The organism is Hansschlegelia sp. KR7-227, from assembly GCF_049446035.1.
In the GTDB taxonomy this organism is placed as follows: Bacteria; Pseudomonadota; Alphaproteobacteria; order Rhizobiales; family Methylopilaceae; genus Methylopila.
In genome coordinates, this window is sequence record NZ_JBMSEA010000003.1 from 206,229 (window position 1) to 228,536 (window position 22,308).

Annotated in this window: 20 protein-coding genes; 9 read left to right on the forward strand and 11 right to left on the reverse strand. The window is 67.5% G+C overall.

What is annotated here, in order from left to right:
- The first annotated feature begins 24 nt into the window (after positions 1 to 24).
- Positions 25 to 432: a nuclear transport factor 2 family protein gene (locus tag ACO2RJ_RS18450; RefSeq protein ID WP_423269606.1), complete on the forward strand. Its 408-nt coding sequence runs from the start codon at positions 25 to 27 to the stop codon at positions 430 to 432.
- A gap of 7 nt (positions 433 to 439) precedes the next feature.
- On the opposite strand, the gene ACO2RJ_RS18455 is transcribed toward ACO2RJ_RS18450, so the two are convergent.
- Together ACO2RJ_RS18455 and ACO2RJ_RS18460 are read right to left on the reverse strand one after the other, a co-directional pair.
- Positions 440 to 1,180 carry a GntR family transcriptional regulator gene (locus tag ACO2RJ_RS18455; RefSeq protein ID WP_423269608.1) on the reverse strand — a complete coding sequence of 247 codons (741 nt, stop codon included), beginning with the start codon at positions 1,178 to 1,180 and terminating at the stop codon, positions 440 to 442.
- Positions 1,181 to 1,333: 153 nt separating this feature from the next.
- The gene (locus ACO2RJ_RS18460; protein WP_423269610.1) at positions 1,334 to 3,241 is read right to left on the reverse strand and encodes a sigma 54-interacting transcriptional regulator; all 1,908 of its coding nucleotides are present in this window, start codon (positions 3,239 to 3,241) and stop codon (positions 1,334 to 1,336) included.
- Between the two features lie 153 nt (positions 3,242 to 3,394).
- Between ACO2RJ_RS18460 and ACO2RJ_RS18465 the strand changes: the two genes are divergently transcribed.
- The 4 genes from ACO2RJ_RS18465 (at position 3,395) to cynS (ending at position 7,547) form a co-directional block, all read left to right on the forward strand.
- Positions 3,395 to 4,753 (forward strand): CmpA/NrtA family ABC transporter substrate-binding protein, encoded by a 1,359-nt coding sequence (locus ACO2RJ_RS18465; protein WP_423269612.1) that lies wholly within the window; start codon positions 3,395 to 3,397, stop codon positions 4,751 to 4,753.
- Between the two features lie 231 nt (positions 4,754 to 4,984).
- Positions 4,985 to 5,830, forward strand: a complete 846-nt coding sequence (gene ntrB / locus ACO2RJ_RS18470) for a nitrate ABC transporter permease (protein ID WP_423269614.1) — start codon at positions 4,985 to 4,987, stop codon at positions 5,828 to 5,830.
- A 333-nt stretch (positions 5,831 to 6,163) separates the two neighbouring features.
- A complete protein-coding gene (locus tag ACO2RJ_RS18475; protein WP_423269616.1) occupies positions 6,164 to 7,057 on the forward strand; it encodes an ABC transporter ATP-binding protein in 894 nt (297 codons plus the stop codon).
- A 40-nt stretch (positions 7,058 to 7,097) separates the two neighbouring features.
- The gene (gene cynS, locus ACO2RJ_RS18480; RefSeq protein WP_423269618.1) at positions 7,098 to 7,547 is read left to right on the forward strand and encodes a cyanase; all 450 of its coding nucleotides are present in this window, start codon (positions 7,098 to 7,100) and stop codon (positions 7,545 to 7,547) included.
- Here cynS and eutC read toward each other — a convergent pair.
- The 9 genes from eutC to ACO2RJ_RS18525 form a co-directional block, all read right to left on the reverse strand.
- Positions 7,541 to 8,329 (reverse strand): ethanolamine ammonia-lyase subunit EutC, encoded by a 789-nt coding sequence (gene eutC / locus ACO2RJ_RS18485; RefSeq protein WP_423269620.1) that lies wholly within the window; start codon positions 8,327 to 8,329, stop codon positions 7,541 to 7,543. The genes cynS and eutC overlap by 7 nt on opposite strands.
- The gene (locus ACO2RJ_RS18490) at positions 8,326 to 9,714 is read right to left on the reverse strand and encodes an ethanolamine ammonia-lyase subunit EutB (protein WP_423269622.1); all 1,389 of its coding nucleotides are present in this window, start codon (positions 9,712 to 9,714) and stop codon (positions 8,326 to 8,328) included. The genes eutC and ACO2RJ_RS18490 overlap by 4 nt, the downstream gene beginning before the upstream one ends.
- 196 nt (positions 9,715 to 9,910) lie before the next feature.
- On the reverse strand, positions 9,911 to 10,108 hold the full coding sequence (locus ACO2RJ_RS18495) for a hypothetical protein (RefSeq protein ID WP_423269623.1): 198 nt from the start codon (positions 10,106 to 10,108) through the stop codon (positions 9,911 to 9,913).
- Positions 10,109 to 10,147: 39 nt separating this feature from the next.
- Complete coding sequence (locus ACO2RJ_RS18500) at positions 10,148 to 11,560, reverse strand: ammonium transporter (RefSeq protein WP_423269624.1); 1,413 nt, start codon at positions 11,558 to 11,560, stop codon at positions 10,148 to 10,150.
- A 306-nt stretch (positions 11,561 to 11,866) separates the two neighbouring features.
- Entirely contained in the window at positions 11,867 to 13,000 is a 1,134-nt protein-coding gene (locus ACO2RJ_RS18505) for an aminomethyltransferase family protein (RefSeq protein ID WP_423269626.1), read from the reverse strand.
- 199 nt (positions 13,001 to 13,199) lie between these two features.
- Positions 13,200 to 14,240, reverse strand: a complete 1,041-nt coding sequence (locus ACO2RJ_RS18510; RefSeq protein ID WP_423269628.1) for a heme-dependent oxidative N-demethylase family protein — start codon at positions 14,238 to 14,240, stop codon at positions 13,200 to 13,202.
- A gap of 181 nt (positions 14,241 to 14,421) precedes the next feature.
- Positions 14,422 to 15,384 carry a PDR/VanB family oxidoreductase gene (locus ACO2RJ_RS18515; protein ID WP_423269630.1) on the reverse strand — a complete coding sequence of 321 codons (963 nt, stop codon included), beginning with the start codon at positions 15,382 to 15,384 and terminating at the stop codon, positions 14,422 to 14,424.
- Positions 15,381 to 15,986 (reverse strand): dimethylamine monooxygenase subunit DmmA family protein, encoded by a 606-nt coding sequence (locus ACO2RJ_RS18520; RefSeq protein WP_423269632.1) that lies wholly within the window; start codon positions 15,984 to 15,986, stop codon positions 15,381 to 15,383. The genes ACO2RJ_RS18515 and ACO2RJ_RS18520 overlap by 4 nt, the downstream gene beginning before the upstream one ends.
- A gap of 80 nt (positions 15,987 to 16,066) precedes the next feature.
- Entirely contained in the window at positions 16,067 to 17,689 is a 1,623-nt protein-coding gene (locus ACO2RJ_RS18525) for an APC family permease (RefSeq protein ID WP_423269634.1), read from the reverse strand.
- A gap of 146 nt (positions 17,690 to 17,835) precedes the next feature.
- Between ACO2RJ_RS18525 and ACO2RJ_RS18530 the strand changes: the two genes are divergently transcribed.
- The 4 genes from ACO2RJ_RS18530 (at position 17,836) to ACO2RJ_RS18545 (ending at position 22,172) form a co-directional block, all read left to right on the forward strand.
- Complete coding sequence (locus ACO2RJ_RS18530; protein WP_423269636.1) at positions 17,836 to 18,093, forward strand: hypothetical protein; 258 nt, start codon at positions 17,836 to 17,838, stop codon at positions 18,091 to 18,093.
- Positions 18,094 to 18,365: 272 nt separating this feature from the next.
- On the forward strand, positions 18,366 to 19,436 hold the full coding sequence (locus ACO2RJ_RS18535) for a response regulator transcription factor (protein ID WP_423269638.1): 1,071 nt from the start codon (positions 18,366 to 18,368) through the stop codon (positions 19,434 to 19,436).
- Positions 19,433 to 20,563, forward strand: a complete 1,131-nt coding sequence (locus ACO2RJ_RS18540; RefSeq protein WP_423269640.1) for a LuxR C-terminal-related transcriptional regulator — start codon at positions 19,433 to 19,435, stop codon at positions 20,561 to 20,563. Before ACO2RJ_RS18535 ends, ACO2RJ_RS18540 begins: the two co-directional genes overlap by 4 nt.
- A 247-nt stretch (positions 20,564 to 20,810) precedes the next feature.
- Positions 20,811 to 22,172, forward strand: a complete 1,362-nt coding sequence (locus ACO2RJ_RS18545) for an NAD(P)-binding domain-containing protein (protein ID WP_423269642.1) — start codon at positions 20,811 to 20,813, stop codon at positions 22,170 to 22,172.
- Positions 22,173 to 22,308: the final 136 nt, after the last annotated feature.

Genomic DNA, 22,308 nt, shown 5'->3' on the forward strand with positions numbered 1-22,308 from the left:
GGACGCCCTGCGCCGAGGCTCGCCATGCTCACGACCGACACGCTGTCTCCCGACGCCGCGCTGGTGCGCGACTTTCTGGAGGCCTCGATGATCCCCGATCCGGAAGCCGCCGCCCGCTACATGGCGGACGACGTCCGGATCGTCTTCACGGGAGGCCGCGCCTTCTCCCATCCGAGCGGTCCGACGGGCTTCAACGCCATGCGCTACGCCTGGGTGAAGAAAAGGATGGAGCGCTTCGACGTCGCGCCCGGCGACGACGAGACGGTCGTCTACAGCGTCGGCACGCTCTACGGCGCCTGGCCGGACGGAGAGCCGTTCGAGGGCAACCGCTATGTCGACCGTTTCGTGGTGCGGAACGGCCGCATCGTGCGGATGGACGTCTGGAACGACAGCGCCGAGCGCATTCTTACGCGGCGCGGCATCGAGGCGTGAGGCCGCCTCAACGTCGCGTTCCGGATGTCTTCGGGCGGGCGACCTCGGTCACGTAAGGGGCGAGCGCGTCCATGGCGTCGCGCGGCTTGGCCGCGCTGTCGGCGACGAGCGCGCGGGCGGCGACCGCCTCGAGATGATGGTCCATCAGCGCCCTCGCGCGCTCGGCGTCGCCCGAGGCGAGCGCGTCGACGATCTCGAGATGCTCGCTGACGGCGCATTCCGACGAGTGCGGCCGGCCGAACAGCGACAAGGTGAGCCCGCAACGGTAGGCGATCTCGCTGACGTAGCGGATGAGGATCGGGCTGCCGGTCATCTCGGCGAGCCTGATGTGGAACTCCGTCGCGAGCCGGATCGAGTTGGAGTCCGGGCCGCCGCCGGCGGCGCGCTCCTCGGCGATGCCGGCCTTGAGCGCTCCGACCTGCGCGTCGGTCAGCCGCCCGACGAGGCGCCCCACCACCAGGCGCTCGAGGCCGATCCGCACGTCGAACAGGTCGCGGGCCTCCGCCCAGCTCGGCGTCGCCACGACGGCGATCCGGTTGCGGCGGAGCTGGACGAGGCCTTCGGATCCGAGCTGCCCCAGCGCGTGGCGCGCGATCGTGCGGCTGACGCCGAAGCGCTCGCCCAGCGCATCTTCCGGCAGCCGGTCGCCGGGCCTCAGAGCCCGCTCGATGATCGCCCGCCGCAGCGCTTGGCAGATCAGAGCGGCGCGGCCTGTCGGGGCGCTGCCCGCTTCGTCTTCGACGGCCATGTCTCCTCGCGCTCCGCCCCGCCCGAATGTCCGCCTGCCGGCGGCGGCCGCGCGACCCCGCGCCCCTTCGAGTTGCGCAGACTATAGCAGAGATTTCATGCGGTTAGCCGCCGGACGCGCGCTCATGATCGCGCCGGCCGCGACCCGCGCTGGTCAGACGACCGCCCGCCACGCCGATCGGTCGATCCCGAGCGTCTTGATGCGCGAAGCCAACGTCGTGGGGCGGAGCCCGAGCCTTTCGGCCGCGCCGCCCGGCCCCGACAGCTTGCCGCCGCTCGCCCGCATCGCGAGCACGATGTTGGCCCGGTCGCGCTCGCGGCGGTCGTCCTCCGAGAGCAGCGCCGGTTCGGCGGCGACCGCGCGCTGGGACGCCTTCGGAGCGATTTCGGCCCCGGGCAAATCGATGCGGAATCGGCCGTCGCGGCCGAGGATCGCCGCCCGCTCGATGACGTTTTCGAGCTCGCGGACGTTGCCCGGCCAGTCATAGGCGCAGAGCCGCCGCACGTCGCGCTCGCTGAGCGTCGGCTTCACCGGCCCGTGCGTCCGGCCGGGGCGGTCGAGGATGTGGAGCGCGAGCAGCGGGATGTCCTCGGGACGCTCGCGCAGCGGCGCCGCGTGGATCGGAAAGACGTTCAGCCGGAAGAAGAGATCGCGCCGGAAGGTTCCGCGACGCACCTCGGCGTCGAGGTCGCGGTTCGTCGCCGCGATGATGCGCACGTCGACCGCCCGCGTCCTTTCTTCGCCGACCCGCTCGACCTGGCCCTCCTGCAGGACCCTGAGCAGCTTGCCCTGCTGCTCGAGCGGGATTTCGCCGACCTCGTCGAGGAACAGCGTGCCGCCGTCGGCGAGCTCGAAGCGGCCGACGCGGTCGCGCAGCGCCCCGGTGAAGGCGCCGCGCGCGTGGCCGAAGAACTCGCTCTCGAACAGCTCGCGCGGGATCGCCGCGCAGTTCACGCGGATCATCGGCCGCTCGCGCCGACCGCTCGCCTCGTGGATCGCGCGCGCGATCAGCTCCTTGCCGGTGCCGGATTCGCCGGTGATCAGCACCGCCGCGTCGGTCGGGGCGACCAGCTCGATCTGGCGCAGCGTGGTCTCGATCGCCGCGCTCTTGCCGATGATGCCGCGGTGGCGGCCCTCCTGCCGGATCTCCTCCTGCAGATAGGCGTTCTCCAGCTCGAGCTTCTCGCGCAGCGCGTCGACTTCGGCGAGCGCGGCCTTCAGCTTCGCGTCGGCCTCGCGGCGTTCGCCGATGTCGCGGAACACCACGACCGCGCCGACCACCAGCCCGCGGTCGCGGATCGGGGTCGAGGTGTATTCGACCCAGAGCGGCGTCCCGTCCTTCCTCCAGAACACCTCGTCGGTGACGTTGTGCACCGCGCCGTCTCGGAAGGCGGCGTAGATCGGGCAGTCGTCATTGGCGTAATGCGCGCCGTCGGCGTGATGGTGATGGACGGTCGCGTGCATGTTGCGGCCGACGAGCTCCTCCGCGGTCCATCCCAGCATGCGCTCGGCCGCCGGGTTGAGGAAGGTGGTCGCGCCGTCGGCGTTGACGCCGTAGACGCCCTCCCCGGCGGCCTTGAGGATCAGCTGGTTCTCGCGCTCGACCTCCTGGAAGAAGCGCTCGACCCTCCGCCACTCGGCGATGCCGTCGCGGATGTAGAGCTCGGCTTCGGCGCCGGTCTCGCGGCGGCGGCGCTCATCGAGATCGGTCAGGGCGAGCAGGATCACTTCGCGACCGTCTTCGGTGAGCCGCACCCCTTCATATTCGAGCCGGAGCGGCCGCTCGTCCGCCGTTTTCGGGATCAGCGATCGCGTCCAATGGCGGCCAAGCGTCAGCACGGCGTCGGAGAACACGACGAGCGCCGGCCGCTGACCCGGATGGAGCGCGGCGAAGGAGGCGTCGATCAGCGCTTCGCGCTTGACGCCAAGGAGGCCCAGCGCCGCGAGATTGGCGTCGAGAACCCTGTCGGCGACGGGATCGACGAGCAGCGCGGCGCCTGCCGCCTCCTGGAAGGCGCGCGCGGCGAGGCGGCTGACCCCGCCGCCCATGTCCAACGACATTTCGTCACCTCGATACGAAAATTCGTGAGCCACGATATTTCGTGAACGACGTTCGAGGCAAGCGCCTCAACAAGCTGAGAGCCGTTCGGGCCGCGGTCGAGCTGGCACGCGTTCTGCAACGCCTCCGATCGAAGCCGCTCGGGGAGCCAGACGATGACGCTGTTCAAGGATCCGTTCGACGCCCGCCACCGCCTCTCGAGTGGTTGCGCCTGCGGGCGCCATGCAAGCCAGGCCGACCATGAAGCCGACCCCGCCGCGTCGGCCGACGACCAGGCCCGCGGCGCGGTCGAGGGCGCGGTGATGCGCGCGCTGTTTCCCCATGACGCCACCCGGCGCGCCTTTCTGACGGCGGTGGGGGCGGGAACCGCCTTCGCCGCGATCAACGCCCTGTTCCCGCTTGCGACTGCGACCGAGGTCTTCGCGCAAGGGCTGAAGCCGGAGAAGACCGACCTGAAGGTCGGCTTCATCCCGATCACCTGCGCCACGCCGATCATCATGGCCAAGCCCATGGGCTTCTACGAGAAGCAGGGCCTGAACGTCGAGGTGGTGAAGACCGCCGGCTGGGCGGTGATCCGCGACAAGGCGATCAACAAGGAATACGACGCCGCCCACATGCTGTCGCCGATGCCGCTCGCCATCTCGATCGGGGCGGGCTCCAACCCGATCCCCTGGACGATGCCGGCGGTCGAGAACATCAACGGCCAGGCGATCACGCTCGCCGTCAAGCACAAGGACAAGCGCGACCCGAAGGACTGGAAGGGCATGAAGTTCGCCGTCCCCTTCGACTACTCCATGCACAACTACCTGCTGCGCTATTACCTCGCGGAGCACGGCGTCGACCCCGACAAGGACGTGCAGATCCGGGCCGTGCCGCCGCCCGAGATGGTCGCGAATCTGCGCGCCGACAACATCGACGGCTTCCTCGCGCCGGACCCGGTCAACCAGCGCGCGGTCTATGACGGCGTCGGCTTCATCCATTTGCTGTCGAAGGAGATCTGGGACGGCCATCCCTGCTGCGCGTTCTCGGCGTCGAAGCAGTTCGTGACCGAGATGCCCGGGACCTATCAGGCGCTTCTGAAGGCGATCATCGAGGCCACCGCCTTCGCGCAGAAGGCCGAGAACCGCAAGCAGATCGCGGAGGCGATCGCCCCCACCAACTACCTGAACCAGCCGCAGACGGTCGTCGAGCAAGTGCTGACCGGCACCTTCGCCGACGGGCTCGGCAAGGTGGTGAAGGACCCCGACCGCATCGCCTTCGATCCGTTCCCCTATGAGAGCTTCGCGGTCTGGATCCTGACCCAGATGAAGCGGTGGGGGCAGATCAAGGGCGACGTCGATTACGCCAGGGTGGCGAAGGAGGTGTTCCTCGCGACCGACGCCACCAAGCTGATGGCTGAGGCCGGTCTGACGCCGCCGACTTCGACGACCAAGACCTTCTCGGTGATGGGCAAGCCGTTCGACGCCTCGAAGCCCGAGGAGTACGTCGTCTCCTTCGCCATCAAGCGGACCTGAGGAGATGACCCACGCTCCTCGTTCCGGCCGCGGCGCGTCCGTGAGCCAAGGCCGTGACGAACACGAGGCGCCGGCGGTTCGGGCGTCATTCCGGGGTCGTCCCCGAATCCAGAACCGCTACTGCGGGCCGGGCACGGCGGCGGCGATGGTTCTGGGTCCCGGGACAAGCCCGGGACGACCGTGGAGGATCACGCGTCCCTACCCGGACCGGGATTTGAGGGCGGTCCGTTCATGACCGCTTCGCTCCCGCTCCGCGCCGGCCTGTTGTCGGTCGCGATCTTTGCGGCCTTCATCGCGATCTGGCACGTCGCCACGCTGCCGACGCAGGGAACCGCCGGAAACGTCGATCCTGAATACGCCGCGCTCGTCTCGGGAGCGGCGTCGGAGGGGCGCAAGAGCGCGTTCCCGACGCCGCTCGACGTCGCGGCGACGATGTGGGGGCAGATCAAGGACCCGTTCTACGTCCGCGGCGCGAATGACCAGGGCGTGGGGATCCAGCTCGCTTATTCGCTCGGGCGCGTGATCGTGGGCTACCTGATCGCCGCTGCGGTCGCGATCCCGCTCGGCTTCCTGATCGGCATGTCGCCGCTCGTCTACCGGGCGCTCGATCCCTTCATCCAGATCCTGAAACCGATCTCGCCTTTGGCCTGGATGCCGCTCGCGCTCTACACGATCAAGGATTCCGGCATTTCCGCGATCTTCGTGATCTTCATCTGCTCGCTCTGGCCGATGCTGATCAACACCGCCTTCGGCGTCGCGAGCGTCCGCAAGGAGTGGCTGAACGTCGCCGCGACGCTCGAGGTCGGCGCGTTGCGGAAGGCCTTCCTGGTGATCCTGCCGGCAGCGGCGCCCACCATCATGACGGGCATGCGGATCTCGATCGGCATCGCCTGGCTGGTGATCGTCGCGGCCGAGATGCTCGTGGGCGGAACCGGCATCGGCTACTTCGTCTGGAACGAGTGGAACAACCTCTCGATCGGCAACATCATCACCGCGATCCTGCTGATCGGCCTCGTCGGCATGGCGCTCGACCTCGCCCTCGGCCGCGCCGCCCGCCTCGTGGCGTATCGGGAGTGACGGGGATGGCTCGCCCTGCGACTGCCCCATCGGCCGCCTGCGTGCTTCGAGACGGCCCTTCGGGCCTCCTCAGCATGAGGACCGTTCAGGACGCCGAAACACAAACGCGCCTCATGCTGAGGAGGCCCGGCGCCAGCCGGGGCGTCTCGAAGCACGCAGTCGGGTTCAGCCAGCCATGACCAAGCCCCTCATCTCCATCGAGGCGCTCGCCCGCCGCTACCCCGCCCCCGCCGCCGTCGTCCTCCGGCTTGACCGGAGGACCCATCTGCGGCGTGGAGCCCAACGTCTGACGGGGATGGTCCGGTCAAGCCGGACCATGACGAGGGCGGAGCCATGACCAAGCCCCTCATCTCCATCGAGGCGCTCGCCCGCCGCTACCCCGCGCGCGGGGGCGGCGAGACGACCGTGTTCGAGGACGTCTGGCTGCCGATCGCGAAGGGCGAGTTCGTCTGCCTGATCGGCCATTCCGGCTGCGGCAAGACCACGATCCTCAACGTGCTGGCCGGACTCGACCAACCCTCGGCCGGCACGGTGATCGTCGACGGCCGCGAGATCTCGGGGCCGAGCCTCGACCGCGCGGTCATCTTCCAGGGCCACTCGCTGCTGCCCTGGATGTCGGTGATGGGCAACATCGCCTTCGCCGTCGTCTCGCGCCACCCCGGCTGGGACAAGGCGAAGGTGCGCGCGCACTGCCAGACATACATCGACGTCGTGCATCTCACCGGCTCGGAGCAGAAGAAGCCGTCGGAGCTGTCCGGCGGCATGAAGCAGCGCGTCGGCATCGCGCGGGCGCTCGCGATCGAGCCGAAGATGCTGCTGATGGACGAGCCGTTCTCAGCGCTCGACGCGCTGACGCGCGGCAGCCTGCAGGACGAGGTCCGGCGCATCTGCACGGCGACCGACCAGACCGTCTTCATGATCACGCACGACGTCGACGAGGCCATGCTGCTCGCCGACAAGATCGTGCTGATGACCAACGGCCCCGGCGCCCGCATCGCCGAGATCGTCGAGAACACGCTGCCGAAGGACCGCAAGCGGACCGACATCCACAAGCACGCCAACTACTACGCGCTGAGGAACCATCTGCTCGACTTCCTGGTGACCCGTTCGAAAAGCTTCGCGAGCGAGATCGCCGGCGGGACCTACGACCCGCGGAAGCCGCCGGTCGTGCGCCCCGAAGCGGCGCCGCCGGCGGCCGACCGCGCGGCCCGGCCCGTCACGGCCTGATTTAACCCGACCGCTCACCCCGCCACTGGAGAACCGCGCCATGATCCGCGCCGACGTGACCGAACTCGTGCTGTCCGCCAAGCGCATGAAGGGACTGACCTGGAAGGAGATCCACGAGAAGGTCTCCGTCTCGACCTCGCCGATCGTCGTGACCGCGGCGCTGCTTGGCCAGATGAAGCTGGAGCCCAACGAGGCGGAGAAGGCGGCCGAGCTGCTCGATCTGCCTGAGGAGGCGAAGATCCTGCTGACCGAGATTCCCTATCGCGGCTCGCTCACCGAGATTCCCCCGACCGACCCGCTGATCTACCGGTTCTACGAGCTCGTCATGGTCTACGGCACGACCTGGAAGGAGTTGATCCAGGAGGAGTTCGGCGACGGCATCATGTCGGCGATCGACTTCGACATGACGATGGAGCGCCAGCCCGACCAGAAGGGCGACCGCGTGAAGCTCGCCATGTCCGGCAAGTTCCTGAGCTACAAGCGCTACTGAGCGGCGGGCAATGCCGGCGCCGGCGGCCGGCCGGCGACCAGCATCAGGTCGCTCTCGTCCTTCAGCTTCACGCCGGTCAGCGCGCGCTTCAGCGCCTGCTCGATCAGCCAGGAGAGCTTGAAGGCGGCGAGCTCGAAGGACAGGCCGTCCGGCCGGATGTTCGAGATGCAGTTGCGCTGGCCGTCGTTGCGGCCGGGCTTCGGATCGATCGTCAGATAGGCGCCGAGGCTGTCCGGCGACGACAGGCCCGGCCGCTCGCCGATCAGCACCACGACGGCGCGCGCCTGAAGGAGCTCGCCGACCTCGTCGCCGATCGCGACGCGCGCCTGCGTCGCGACCGCCACCGGGGCGACCGACCACCCGGCCGCGGCGATCCACGGCTTCATCGCCGCCAGAAACGGCTCCGCCTGCGCCGCCACGGCGGAAGAGGACAGGCCGTCGGCGACGACGAAGGCGAGGTCGCAGGGCGTGGCCGCGCGCTCCGTCAGGGCGGCGCGGCTGTCGTCGGAGAGGCGGCGGCCGAGATCCGGCCGGCGGAGATAGGCGTCGCGGGCAGGCGCCGCCGACGTCGCCCGCAGCGTCCCGAAGCCGAGCGCGGCGATCGCGGCCTCGACCGCGTCAGCGTCGAGCGCCGTGTGGACCGCGTCGCGCGCCTTTGCGTGCGCCAGCGAGAAGCGCAGCACCTCGCGCGTCGGCAGCCCGACGCCGGAGCGGCCGAGCGCGATGCGGGCGGGCGTCAGGCGGGCGAGCTCGCCCCAGACGTCCTCGACGACCGACGTCATGCCGCGACCTTCGGCGCCGCGAGCAGGATCGGCTGCGACGCGGTCTGCGGCTTCAGCCGTCCGTCCGCGCCCGTGATTCCCATCCCGGCGCACCAGGCCTCGAACTCCGGCGCGCGCTTCAGCCCCGTGACCTCGCGGACATAGAGCTGATCGTGGAACGACGTCGACTGGTAGTTCAGCATGACGTCGTCGGCGCCCGGCACCCCGATGATGAAGTTGACGCCAGCCGTCGCGAGCAGGGTCAACAGCGTGTCCATGTCGTTCTGGTCGGCCTCGGCGTGGTTCGTGTAGCAGATGTCGCAACCGAGCGGCACGCCCATCAGCTTGCCGCAGAAATGATCTTCGAGGCCGGCCCGGATGATCTCCTTGCCGTCATAGAGATATTCAGGGCCGATGAAGCCGACCACGGTGTTGACGATCAGCGGCTTGAACGGCCGGCACACGGCGTAGGCGCGCGCCTCGAGCGTCTGCTGGTCCACGCCGTGATGGGCGTTCGCCGACAGCGCGGAGCCCTGGCCGGTCTCGAAATACATCGCGTTGTCGCCGACGGTCCCGCGCTTCAGCGAGGCGGCGGCGTCGAAGCCCTCCTTCAGCGTCGCGAGATCGATCCCGAAGGAGCTGTTCGCGGCCTGCGTCCCGGCGACCGACTGGAACACGAGGTCGATCGGCGCGCCCCTCTCGGCGAGCTCGATCGAGGTCGTGACATGGGTGAGCACGCAGCTTTGCGTCGGGATGTCGAAGCGCGTGATGATCTCGTCCATCAGCTTCGACAGCTCGAGCATGATCGGCACGCTGTCGGAGGCCGGGTTGACGCCGATCACCGCGTCGCCGCAGCCATAGAGCAGCCCGTCCACGATGGAGGCGGTGATCGCCTTGAAGTCGTCGGTCGGATGGTTCGGCTGCAGCCGCACGGCCATCGTGCCGGGCAGGCCGATCGTGTTGCGGAACTTCGTGATCGCGCGGCACTTGCGGGCGACCAGGATGAGGTCCTGGTTGCGCATGATCTTGGAGACGGCGGCCGCCATCTCCGGCGTCACGCCGGGCGCAAGCGCGGTGAGGACGTCGGGCGTCGCGAAGTCCGACAGCAGCCAGTCCCGGAAGTCGCCGACCGTCATGTGGGAGACGCCTGCGAACGCTTTGGCGTCATGCGTGTCGATGATGAGCCGCGTGACCTCGTCGTCCTCGTAGGGCACCAGCGCCTCGTTGAGAAACGCGACGAGCGGGACCTCGGCCAGACGCATGCGGGCCGCGACGCACTCCTCCGCGCTCTGCGCGGCGATCCCGGCCAGCATGTCGCCGGAGCGCGGCGGCGTGGCCTTGGCCATCAGGTCCTTCAGATCGGCGAAGGCCCAGCTCGTCTGTCCGAAGGTCGTTCGATAGGTCATGTCGTTCGGCTTTCCCCTCGGTGAGGCGGCTTGCGCGCCGCCGCGGCGAAACGCGCCCGGCGCTCCGAGCCGCGCAGGAACGGCCTTGCGGTCTCCCGCTCCTGGTATCGCGGCCGAAGCGCGCGACGGGCGACATCCGTTCGGACGCCGCCCGTCGCCTCATCTCGTCAGCACACGGGCGAAAGCCCCGCGCGCGTCATTCCGCCGGAGCGGCCGCCATCTGCGGCGCCGCCAGTTCCTCGTCGATGTCGCCTTGCTCCATCTTGATCTGGCTCATGACGAAATAGATCGTGAAGCCAAGGATGATGAGCGCGAACAACCATTCGAAACCTGCGAAGGGATAGATCGCGCCCATTTCCGGAAGGTTGGCGAGTGAGGTTATGCCAGTGCTCATGTGCCTGAACCTTTCTGTGTTCGGTTGAGCTTAAGGGGGTTACGCTTTGGCTTCGGCGCGCTGGATGGACTCGAACTCAGCCTCCAGCCCGGACGACGCGGGATAGGTCTCCGGGATGTGCTTGCCGTCGAGGCCGTGAAGCTCGACTTCCGGGGGCACCCGGAGCATGCCGAGTCCGTTCAGCACCTTGCCGAGCGCCCAGCCCGGCACGAAGCCGAAGCCGATGGCGAAGATCAGCGAGCCGATGAGGTTGCCGATCGGCGTCACGATCGGCAGGCCCTCGGCGTTGGCCCCGAACCAGCCGGCGCCTTCCGACAGCGTCACCGCGACGCCGGCCGACGGCATGACGGCCGGATAGCCCCACAGCGCGAAGCCCGCGACCACGCCGCCGAACAGGCCGCAATAGCCGTGGACCGCGACGGCGCCGACGGCGTCGTCGATCTTGAATTTGCGCTCGACCCAATAGTGCATCTTGTAGGCCATCACCGTGCCGGCGACGGCGATGATGAGCGCGATGACGGGGTGGTAGAAGTCGTTGCCCGCCGAGGCGCTGATCAGGCCGGTGAGGCCGCCCGAATAGGTCCAGAACGGGTTGCCCTTCGAGATCACGTACGCCGTGACCATGCCGCCGAACAGCGCGAGCAGGAAGTTCATGGTGACGCCGGAGAGCGTGATCGGCACGCCATAGATGTTGGTGGCGGTGAAGTAGGCGGGCGCGCCTTCGGCGGCGACGTTCGCGATCGGCACGTGGCAGGCGGCGTAGAAGCCCCAGAAGCCGACGAAGATCATGAACAGGCCGATCGTGACCAGCCAGGGATTGTGCGGCGGGATCTCGCGCGGCGTGCCGTCCGGCGCGAACTTGCCGATGCGGGGACCGAGATGCATCAGCACGCCGAGGGTCGCGAAGCCGGCGACGGAGTGCAGGACCGCGGAGCAGTACTGGTCGTGGAAGCCGAGATACTGGGACATCCAGCCATTGCCGGCCCAGCCCCAGGCGGCGGGAACGACCCAGGCGATCGCGCCGACATAGATCGCGATGATGAAGAAGGCCGAAGTCTTGGTGCGTTCGATCAGCGATCCCGAAACGATCGAGGCCGCGGTCATGCCGAACAGCGCGAAGGCCGCCCAGAACACCCCGGAGATCCGATCCGACAGGTTGGGAGCGATCTTCTCCGACCACGGCTCGAAGCCGGTGGAGAAGCTGAGCGACAGGGAGTTCACCGGCCAGCCCTGGAAGGCGATGTAGATCCACATGCCGAACAGGAAGAAGCAGAGCCCGACCAGCGGGATCGCCATAGTGTTCTTCAGCAGCGTATGTTGAACGTTCTTCACGCGGGCGGCGCCCACCTCATACATGCAGAAGCCCACATGGATGAAAAACATCAGAACGACCGTCAGGAAGAAATAAAACTCCGTGAAGATCGTGGTCAGCGCAGTTAGCTGGTCCGTCATCCCCGTCTCCGACTGTTCACTCCCCCGTCGGCAGACGCGACTGTACGGCTCGGGACGGACAATATCCGCCGCCGATCGCATCGCGACCGTCGATCGAGTGGCGCGCTCGCGCCTCAAAGCGCGACTACACTAAAAGTTTAGCATCGTCGGTCGTGGACTACAAAAACTTGCTTCAGTTTACTGCCACCGCCGTAATCAATCCGCGATCGGGACTGCACATTTGTTGCGCTTTCGCCCATTGGCGCGGCAATCGCGGCCGTCCGACTTATCACAAACTCGTGATCGGACGACCGCGCGGATCGCGGCTCAGCCGGCCCGCTCCTCCAGCGGATGGGTACGGATGCGATGGGGATCGTAGAACGGCGTGCGGACGACGTGCGCCGGGAACGTCCCGAGGGCGGAGCGCACTTCGAGCAGGGTTCCCCAGGCCTTCAAGGCCGGCGGCACATGCGCGAGCGCGATCGATTTCATCAGGTGTTGGCTGTAGATCGTCGAGTTCACCGTCCCGACCTCCTCGCCGTCCTTGAAGATCTTCGCCCCCGCCTCGACGGCCTCATGCGCGTCGATCTCGAGACCGACATTCGCGACCCGTTCCTTGCCCTTCTTCTCGACGAGCGCCGCCTTGCCGTGGAAGTCCGGCTTCTCAAGGTCGACGGACCAGTCGGCGCCGACCTCCCACGGGGTTTCGTCGCCCCTCGGCATGTCGAACGGGAAGAACAGCAACGCGCCTTCGAGCCGCACCGTGTCGAGGCAGGTCCACGACGTCGGCATGATTCCGAACGGCTCGCCGGCCTCCAGGATCTTGTCCCAGATTTCGACCGCGTCGGCCGCTTTGCAGAACACCTCGTAGCCGCGCTCGGCCGAATAGCCGCCGCGCGCGAGCGTCACCTGCTTGCCGAACAGGGTCGACGGCGCGTGCTCGAAATACTTGATCGTCGAAAGGTCCATCGGCGTGTGCGGGTCGAGGATCTCTAGAGCCCGCGGGCCCTGCAGCGACAGCACATGGGTGTCGTCGTCCTTGGTCCAGGTCGCGTCGGATCCCGCGAAGAACCCGTCGATGACGTCTTCGAGCGACCCGCCGCCATGGCTGATGCGGTAGTCGGTCGGGCCGTTGCGGTAGATCAGCACGTCGTCGATCAGATGGCCCTGTTCGTTGACGATGTTCGAGATCGCCGACTGCCCCGGCTTCAGCTTGTCGACGTCGGAGGTCAGCATCTGGTTCAGGACCTTCACCACGTCCGGGCCGACGGCGTTGATCAGGCGCAGCGCGCTCACGTCGATCAGGCCGGCGCGGCTGCGCGTCGCGGTGACCTCCTCATAGGGGTCGGTGGCGTAGGTCTGCGCGAGCGGCATGCCGTTCCACTCGCCGTCGAGCTTGGAGCCAAGCGCCTTGTGGCGTTCGTTGAGGATCGACTGGCGCGGAAGGTCTTCGGGCTTCATGGGCGTGTCACCTTGTTCTTGCTCTGGGTCGGCGGGGTGGATCGGCGGAGCTGCGTCCGTCGAGACGGCCCTGCGGGCCGCCTCAGGACGAGGATCGGGGAGGACGCCCGGGTTCGAACGCTCCTCATGCTGAGCGACCGCGGCGAGCGCCGAGGCGTCTCGAAGCGCGCGGTCGGGGCTGCGGCCCTGCTCCCACAGGTCAGTCCGGAAAGAAGCCCGGCGAGGTCGGCGCGCCGTCGTCGTGCTTCGAGAGCCAGTCGACCGTCATCTCGCGGTAGCGCGTCAGGCCCTTGTAGTCGGCGAGCTGGGGAGGCAGGTCGCGCAGCACCCGGTGCAGCCGCCGGCCCCATTTCGGCACCGTCACGAGCTCGTTCATCTTGATGAGGTAGCAGCGGATCGAGAACACGATCGCGTTCGAGCGCGGCAGGCGCCACAAGGCCTGCAGCTCGACCCTCAGATGCACCTTGTCGCCGACGTTCTCCGGCGTGACGGTCGTCCGGTCGACGCCCCATTTGTGGTAGTTCTCGGGGCTGGTGTCGAGGCGCGGATTGACCGTCATCGTCCAGTTGAGCCGTCGCACGGGGCGGCCAAGCTGCAGGTTCAGCATGAATTTCAGGGCGCGGTCGAACACGCCGAGATCATGGGCGAGCGGCACAGGCGCGTGCCACTCCATGAAGTTCATGCCCATGTCGAAGTCGAGCGACCAGTCCGCCTGGGTCGTGACGATGCCGGCGTCCATCCAGAGATTGTCGTTGCGCTGGTCGAGCAGACAGAAGTCGCCCTGGCACTGCCGCGTGACGTACTCCATGGGCGGGTAAGGAAGCGTCGCGGCGTCGCCGAAGGTGAAGCGCTGGTCGAGGCCGAGCGGCCGGTTGATCCAATGCCAACGGTCGCCGTCCCGCGTCAGCGAGAAATGCTCGGGATAGTGCTTGGCCATCGACTCCATCAGGAGCTCGACCAGGTCCCATTCCGCCGTGATCATGTGCGGCATGGACTGGCAGCGCAGCGGATCGGCCTTCAGCACCAGCGCCCGATCCTCCATCTCCGCGACGTAGTGCTCGTCGATGTCGATCGGAAACTCGGTCGCCGACTTCGGCGGCCCCGGCATGTGCTGCTCGATGTTGACCGCGTACATGTACTGGTCCTTGTCGAACGGGAACGGGAAGCGATGAATAGCCTCCGGGCTGTTCGAGAAGGTGAAGTCGTCGCGGAACGTCTCGGTCTTGAACTGGATCGTCATCGGGCGGCTCCGTTCAACTGATGGAAGCGTAGGATCGACAGCGTTGCGTGCTTCGAGACGGCCCTTCGGGCCTCCTCAGCATGAGGAGGTTTGCGCCTGCCATCCTCCCCGCTCCTCATGCTGAGGAGCGCTCCGCAGGAGCGCGTCTCGAAGCACGCAGGCGAGGTGTGCGACGCCATCCTCACAGGTCGAGCACCAGTTCGCGGCCCTTGAACCGCGACATGCAGGTCATGATCTTCCGGCCCGAGGCGCGCTCCTCCTCGGTGAGGAAATGATCGTGGTGGACGATCTCGCCGTCCGCGGAGACGACCGTCGTCTCGCACTGGCCGCAGGCTCCGCCGCGGCAGAGATAGGGGGCGTCGACGCCGGCCTCCTCGATCGCCTCGAGCAGGCTTTGGTCCGGCCGAACTTCGGTGGTGATCCCGGCCCTCGCCAGCGTGACCGAAAACGGCGCGCCGCTGACATGGGCGGCGAACCGCTCCGAATGCAGGTTCTCCGTGGGCCAGCCCGCCGCGCGACCGCCGGCGAGGATGTGTTCGATCATGCCTTCGGGACCGCAGACATAGAGGTGGGTGCCAAGCGGCTGATTCTGGAGGATCTCCTCGACCGCCAGGACTTCGCGGACGTCGTCCCGGTAGAGGCGGAGCTTTTCGCCATGCCTCGCGCGCAGTTCGTCGGCGAAGGCGCCGTGGGCGGCCGACCGCATCGCGTAATGCACCTCGTAGGCCGCGCTCTGGCGCCTGAGCTCGTCCGCCATGGCGTAGATCGGCGTCACGCCGATGCCGCCCGCCACGAGGATGTGCTTGCGGCCCGTCCGGACGAGCGGAAACAGGTTCACCGGCACGCTGATCGAGAGCTCGGAGCCGACGGAGACCCGCTCATGCATGAAGGTCGAGCCGCCGCGCGACTGCGGGGTCCGCAGCACGCCGATGCGGTAGCTCGAGCCGTCCTCGGCCCGGTCGATCAGCGAGTAGGGGTTTTTGATCTTGCGATCGTCCGCCGCCATCGTGACGACGACATGCGCGCCGGCCGAATAGATCGGCAGCGGCGCGCCGTCCGCGGCCGCCAGCCGGAAGCGTTTCACGCTGTCCGTCGCCTGCTCGACTTCGGCGACGCGGACTTTGATCTCGAGGCCGCCGCTCATGGGTAGAGCTCCTCGGGCGCGGGAATGTCGCCGGGGGCTTCGGCGTCGATGACCACGCCCTGGAAGGCGCCGAGCCGACGGGAGAAATGGTCACGCACGAACAGATTGAGCCCGCAATGCGAACAGACGAAGGGCGAGACGGTGACGTTCTCGGTCATGCCCTTGCAGTGGACGCACTGAACGCGGCGCGCGAGCGAGCCGCGATGTTCCGTGACGATGGAATAGTGGTCGACGCCGTGGGCGACGCCGGCCGCCACCACCGATCCGATAAAGCCCTCGCCGCCCGCGACGTAGAGCCTCGTCCCCATGGTGGCGGTGGCGAGCAGGCCCTTCAGCCGGATGAGCGCGGTCGGCTGCGACGGCGCGAGATGGAACGCGTCGGCGCCCAGCGCTTCGAGCCGGGCCGCCCGATCTTCGCCAGCGGAGCCGCCGGGCGTGTAGACCAGCGTCGTGCGCGACAGCGCCTCGGGAGACCGGGAAAAGGTCTCGATGACGGCCAGCGCCCCCTCGCCTTCGGCGGCGACCAAATGGCGGCGGGCGGCCTCGTCGATCCAGAGGCCCGGGTAAATGGGGCGGCTCTTGATGGCGGGTTGCGGCGACATATGGCTGAGGCGTCCTTTGTCTTGTGTCTCGATCAGATGTCCGGGCCCCGGCGCCGCGAAGCGCCAGGGCCCGCGTCAAGTCAGAACTGGAAGACCCAGTTCGCGATCAGCACCGTCGCCACGCCTGCGGCGAGGGTGAGGTACGGCAGCACGCCGGCCTTGCGCTCGCCCAGCGCGCCGTCGGAGCCGACGCCGAGATCCTCGAGCATTCTGTCCGGGAACCGGCCCTTGTCCTGCACGTAGTGCCGGTAGAAGAACACCGGCACGATCATCGCCGCCGTGATCAGCCCCGCCCAGAGCGCCATCGGGTTCCAGACCTTCGCGCCGGCGCCCATGAAGACCGCGTTGACGAAGGCGAAGAGCGTCCCGATCGCGATGATGGCCACCGGCGCCTTGAACGGGCGGTCGACATGGCCGTTGTCGATCCGATGGATCCAGCCGGCGTTCAGGTTCAGGAAGTTGAAGATGATGTAGCCGCAGTTCGACACCGCCAGAATGAAGAAGAACGAGGTGGCGTCGGCGCAGGCGATCGCGAGCAGGACCAGGTTGAAGCCGAGATCGGTCCACATCGCGTTGGTCGGCGCGCCGTGGTGGTTCACGAAGGAGAGGTAGCGCGGCAGCCAGCCGTCGACCGAGCCCTGGAAGAGCGTGCGCGAGGAGCCCGCCATCGCCGTCATGATGCACAGCAGCAGCGCGAGGATCATCAGCATGACCAGCGCGTTCTCGATCAGCGGTCCGCCGCCGACCATGTGGGCGAGCGCGGCCGCGACGCCGGAGCCGTCGACCACCGGGGTCTCGAGCATGCCGGTCAGCCCGAGCTCGCTCTGGAACGTGAAGGGCACGATCACGAAGAACGCGATGCAGAGCAGACCGGAGTAGAAGATCGCCTTGAAGGTGTCGGTCTTCGGGTTCTTGAACTCGCTCGTGTAGCAGACCGCGGTCTCGAAGCCGTAGGTGGACCAGGCCGCGATGAACATGCCGCCGAGCACCAGCGTCCAGCCGGCGATGTTCCACGCGCCGGGCTCGGGCTTGTAGGCTTCGGCAAGCGGGACGAAGGGCGTGAAGTTCGCCCAGTTCACCCCGTGCGTGAGCAGCGGCACGAGGCCGACGATCGCGAGCGGCACGATGACCAGGATGCCGATGTACTTCTGGACCGACGCCGTGCCGAGGATGCCGCGGTGCTGGATGAAGAAGGTGAGCAGCATCAGGGCGGCGCCGATGAAGAAGGCCGCGTTGAAGGAGAACGACACCGGTCCGAGCGAGCCCGTGAACAGGGTCCAGGTCCTGAGCGCGGACGTCGCGTCCGGCGCGAGCGCGGTCAGGATGTAGCCCGCCGCGATCGAGGAGCCGAGCGACAGCACCGGCGACCAGGCGAACCAGTTGCACCACACCGACAGCGGGGCGATCGGCTTGGCGTAGCGCACCCAGGCGGCCGCGCCATAGATCGAGGCGCCGCCGGACTTGTTGGGGAACAGGCCCGCGATCTCCGCGTAGACGAAGGACTGCAGGAAGCCCATCGCCATCGACGCCGCCCAGATCGCGAAGGCGACCGTGCCCGTCGTGCCGGCGATGCCGCCGATCGAGAACAGGACGAGCGCGGGCACGCCGCTCGCGACCCAGAACGCGCCCGTCCAGGAGATGTGCCGCTTAAGCCTATGGACGTCGTCCGGCCCCACCGGCGCCTCGGTCGCTGCTAACGTCATGTCTCTCTCCCCACGTCTTGTTTTTTGATTGCGCGGCTAGACCGGTCGGATGTCGGCGGCGGCGCGGGCTTGGCCCCGAAGCGCGTCTCTCGCCTCGGGCCGCGAAAGGGACGCCGATCGCATGCGATGGGAGAGAGCCGTGGCCCGTGACGCGCTCGCAGCGCAGTCGCTCAAGGCTGCAAACATCGAAGACGCTTTCATCGGGTGGGCCGCGCAGATGCGCCGTCACCACCGTATTGACGCAGTCTTTTTCGTATCTGTCAAAAAATTTTCTTCAAGATAAAGATTTGGGCGCCACGACCATGAACGAGGCGCCAGTCAATCCTGCATTCCCGTCGGTACAGAAGGCGTCGACAGGCGCGCCGCCCGGCGTGTTCACGCCGTCGTTGCTTTCCGCCTATTGACTACGTGCGCGCGATCACCGTCGGCTCGGGCGTATAACCCGCGCCTTCCGACGCCAACGCTTACCGACGAGGGTCCGCTCGTACGACGCAATTGCCGGACGGTCGGCGAAAGAATTTTGAGGCGCAATGGTGACGACTGGCACTATGAGCCGGCGCCCGAGCGGGCGGAGGCACGGCCGCGACGCCGCTCTTCCGCCCCCGGCGCTCCCGGCGCGGGGTTGACCCGTCGCTCGCCTAGCCTCTTTCTAAACAGGACGTCCACCGATCCCGGCATGAAGCCAATGAGCGCGCTGCCTGCTCTGCCACGCCTGGACGCTCCCGATTGGTTCGCTCACGCGGGCGAGTGCATTAAATCCATCGGCACCGAGTTCTTCCACTGCGAGCTCATCAAGCTGATGGAGGCCAGCATTCCGAGCGACGCCGCCTGGATCATCAGGTACTCCGGCGAAGCGCCTCCGGACGTGGTCTACACGCGGAACGTCTCCGAACCGGCGCTCCAGACCTATGTCGAGCAATGCTCCGGTGTGGACCCGTTCTCGCGCCGCTGGCGCGCCCGACGGGAAGCGGGCGTCTTCACGCTCGCCTCCCTGCGCGACGACAGCGTGGAGTATCTCCATTATGTCAGGCTGTTCCTGCCGGCGGCCGGCGTCACCGACGAACTCGGCGTGTTCTTTCCCGTCACCGCGCACAATTGTTTCTCGTTCTTCCTGGAGCGCGAGCATGGGCGGTTCACGCAGGCGGAGGTGGCCAGGGCGCGGCTCATGCTCCCCGCTTTGCAAGGGTTTCAGCGTGCCCATCTCGGCTGGCTGTTCAACGAACTTCGCCACACGAACGCGCCGGAGACGACCGGCCTGATCAACCGGCCGACCCTCATCCAGGACCGAACCGGCCAGGCCGTCTACTCCAACGAGTCCTGGGACGAGGCCGTCACGCGCGCGCCGTCGATCGGGCAGGCGCTCGCCACGATGTCCGGCGGGCCGGCCGGGCAGGTCGAACTCGGCGAACTCACGCTCCGGTGCGAGACGCTCGGCGGGGACTTCCCGCTGGCGCCCGGCGGCCGCATGTTCGTCCTCGAGCGCCGGTCCGCGGAGGCCGCCGACCGCCGCGCGCGGCTGTCCAACCTGCTCGGGATCTTCACGCCGCGCGAACGCGATATTCTGGATCTCGTGATGCAGGGCAGGAACAGCGCCGAAATCTCCCGGCGGCTCGACATCGGCGTCGGCACGATCAAGAACTGCAAGATGCGGATCTACCGTAAGGCGGCCGTGTCGACGGAGCGCGCTCTGGTGAACAAGCTGCTGCCGCTCTACGAAGCCAAGCTCGAAGAGCGGAGCGTGCCTTGAGCGCGCTGGGACTGGCGGCGGTTTCGGCGATCCGGGCGCCCGGGAGCCGCGCAGAAGCGGCCGACCTGAGCGGACACCCCGCCCCGCCGACGATCAGAATCGCCCAGGACGAGTGGTTCCGCCGCCTCGGGGAGGTTGCCTCGTCCATCGGAACCGATCGGTTCCACGAGCATCTGATCCGCCTGTTCGGCGCGACGATCCCCCATTGCGCGGGGTGGATCATCCGCTACTCGAGGGTCGCGCCGCCGGACGTGATCTACACGTCCGGCGTCCCACAGCAGGTCGTCGACTTCTATGTGGCGCGCTGCGCCGAACTCGATCCCTTCTCCGCTCACTGGAAGCTGCACGAAGAGCCGGGCGTCCGCACCCTCGCCGGCTTCAGCCGCGATCAGGGGGGCGTCGACCCGCAGCCCTACAGCGCGCTGTTCAAGGCCTCCGCCAACATCTCCGACGAACTCGGCGTCTTCTTCTCGACCGTCGGCCACTGCTCGCTCGGGCTGTTTCTCGAACGCGAGAAGGGGCTGTTCACGACCGCCGAGATCGAGCGCGCCAGGCTCATGTTCCCGGTCCTGGACGGCTTCCACACCGCGCATCTCGGCCGGATCTTCGACCGCTTGCGCTACGCCGGGGATGCGAGCGCGAGCGAGCTGCTCACACGCCCCACGCTGGTCCAGGACCGCTTCGGCCTGGAGATCTTCGCCACGACGTCCTGGCGCGAGGCCGCGCTCGCGGACAAAGAGATCGCCGAGGCGGTGGCGGCCGCCCGCGGCGAGCGGTCGGTCGCGCTGACGAACCACCTGCTGAAGATCGAGCGGTTCGACCGCTACTTTCCGCTTGCCCCATCGGGACGGATGTTCGTGCTGACGGCGTTGCCCGACGGGGCCGACGGCGGCGAGGCGACGGACCAGCTTGCCCGCTTCAACGCCGCCCTGACCGCACGCGAAAAGGAGATCTTCGAGCTCGTGATGGCCGGACGCACCACCGGCCTGATCGCTCAAAGGCTGCAGATCAGCAAAGGCACGGTCAAAAATTACCGGCTCCGCATCTACCGAAAGGCCGGCGTCGCCTCGGAGCGGGCGCTCGTGCAGAAGTTCGGCCGCGCCCCGCCCCTCTCCGATCCGGAGTGAGCGTCGCGGGGGCGAAGCCGGAGACGGCGTCAAAGATGAAAGGCGGCGTCCCGCGGCGCCGATTGAAGCGCTGCGACTGAAATGCTGCGCCGCAAGAGCGTCGACCGACTGCATTGCACAATACGGCGGCAATGGCGCCCATTTCCGCTGCAGGTTCGTCCAGTCTCGTGGTGCCCTTCGTCACTATTGCCGGTCGAAACGATTTCACGAAGGATGATCGGCGCGCGTTACAGGGAGGAGCGATACCATGACGAGGGTGGCAGTCATTGGAGGCGGACCGAGCGGCCTCGCCGTTCTTCGCGCCTTCGAATCGGCGCGGGCGGCGGGCGTCGAGGTTCCGGAGATCGTCTGCTACGAAAAGCAGTCGAACTGGGGTGGCCTCTGGAACTACACCTGGCGCACCGGCCTCGACGAGTTCGGCGAGCCCGTGCACGGCTCGATGTACCGCTATCTCTGGTCGAACGGCCCCAAGGAATGCCTCGAATTCGCCGACTACTCCTTTGAGGAGCATTTCGGCCGCCCGATCCCGTCCTATCCTCCCCGCGCCGTGCTGCACGACTACATCGCCGGCCGGGTCGAGAAGTCGGGCGTGCGCAAATACTGCAAGTTCAACCACGCCGTCCGCGACGTCGAATATGACGCCGAGACGGAAAAGTTCACCGTCACGGTGAAGGACCTCGTCGCCAAGAAGCGCTTCTCGGAGACGTTCGACTACGTCTTCGTGTGCAACGGCCACTTTTCGACGCCGAACGTGCCGGAATTCGAAGGCGTGGAGAAGTTTCTCGGGCGCGTGCTGCACGCCCACGACTTCCGCTGCGCGGACGAATTCGCGGGCAAGCACGTGCTGCTGATCGGCTCGAGCTATTCGGCGGAAGACATCGCGACGCAGTGCCACAAATACGGCGCGAAGCGCATCACCTTCAGCTACCGCACGAAGCCCATGGGCTTCGACTGGCCGGAGAGCTTCTCGGAGAAGCCGCTGCTGACCAAGGTCGTCGGCAAGACCTGCCACTTCAAGGACGGCTCGACGGCCGAGAACGTCGACGCGATCATCTTCTGCACGGGCTATCTCAACCACTACCCGTTCCTGCCCGACGATCTCAGGCTGGAGACGCGCAACCGGCTGTTCCCGCCGAACCTCTACAAGGGCGTGTTCTGGGAGCCGAACCCGAAGCTGATGTATGTCGGCGCGCAGGACCAGTTCTACACCTTCAACATGTTCGACGCGCAGGCCTGGTACGCCCGCGACGTCGTGCTCGGCCGGATCGCGCTGCCGGACCGCGCCGCCCAGCACGCGGACAGCGAGGCCTGGGTCCGCCGCGAGGAGGCCCTGGAGGACGCCGAGCAGATGATCGACTTCCAGACCGACTACATGCGCGACCTGCTGGCGCCGACCGATTATCCCCGGCTCGACGTCGACGAGGTGGCGCGGCTGTTCAAGGAGTGGGAGCACCACAAGGTCGAGGGCATCCTCACCTATCGCGACCGTTCCTACCCGTCGGTCATCACCGGCAACGTCGCGCCCGTGCATCACACGACGTGGATGAAGGCGATGGACGACTCGCTCGACGCGTTCCTGAACCAGCCGAACCGCGAAGCCGCGGAGTAAGGCCCGACGGGACGCGCCGGCGGCCTTCATCCTCCGGCGGGACGGAGGATCCGGCCGACGCACGCGCATGGATGGTCCGGTCGAGCCGGACCATGACGCAAATTGCAGGGGCTGCGCCTTCGGCGGCGGCCGGGAG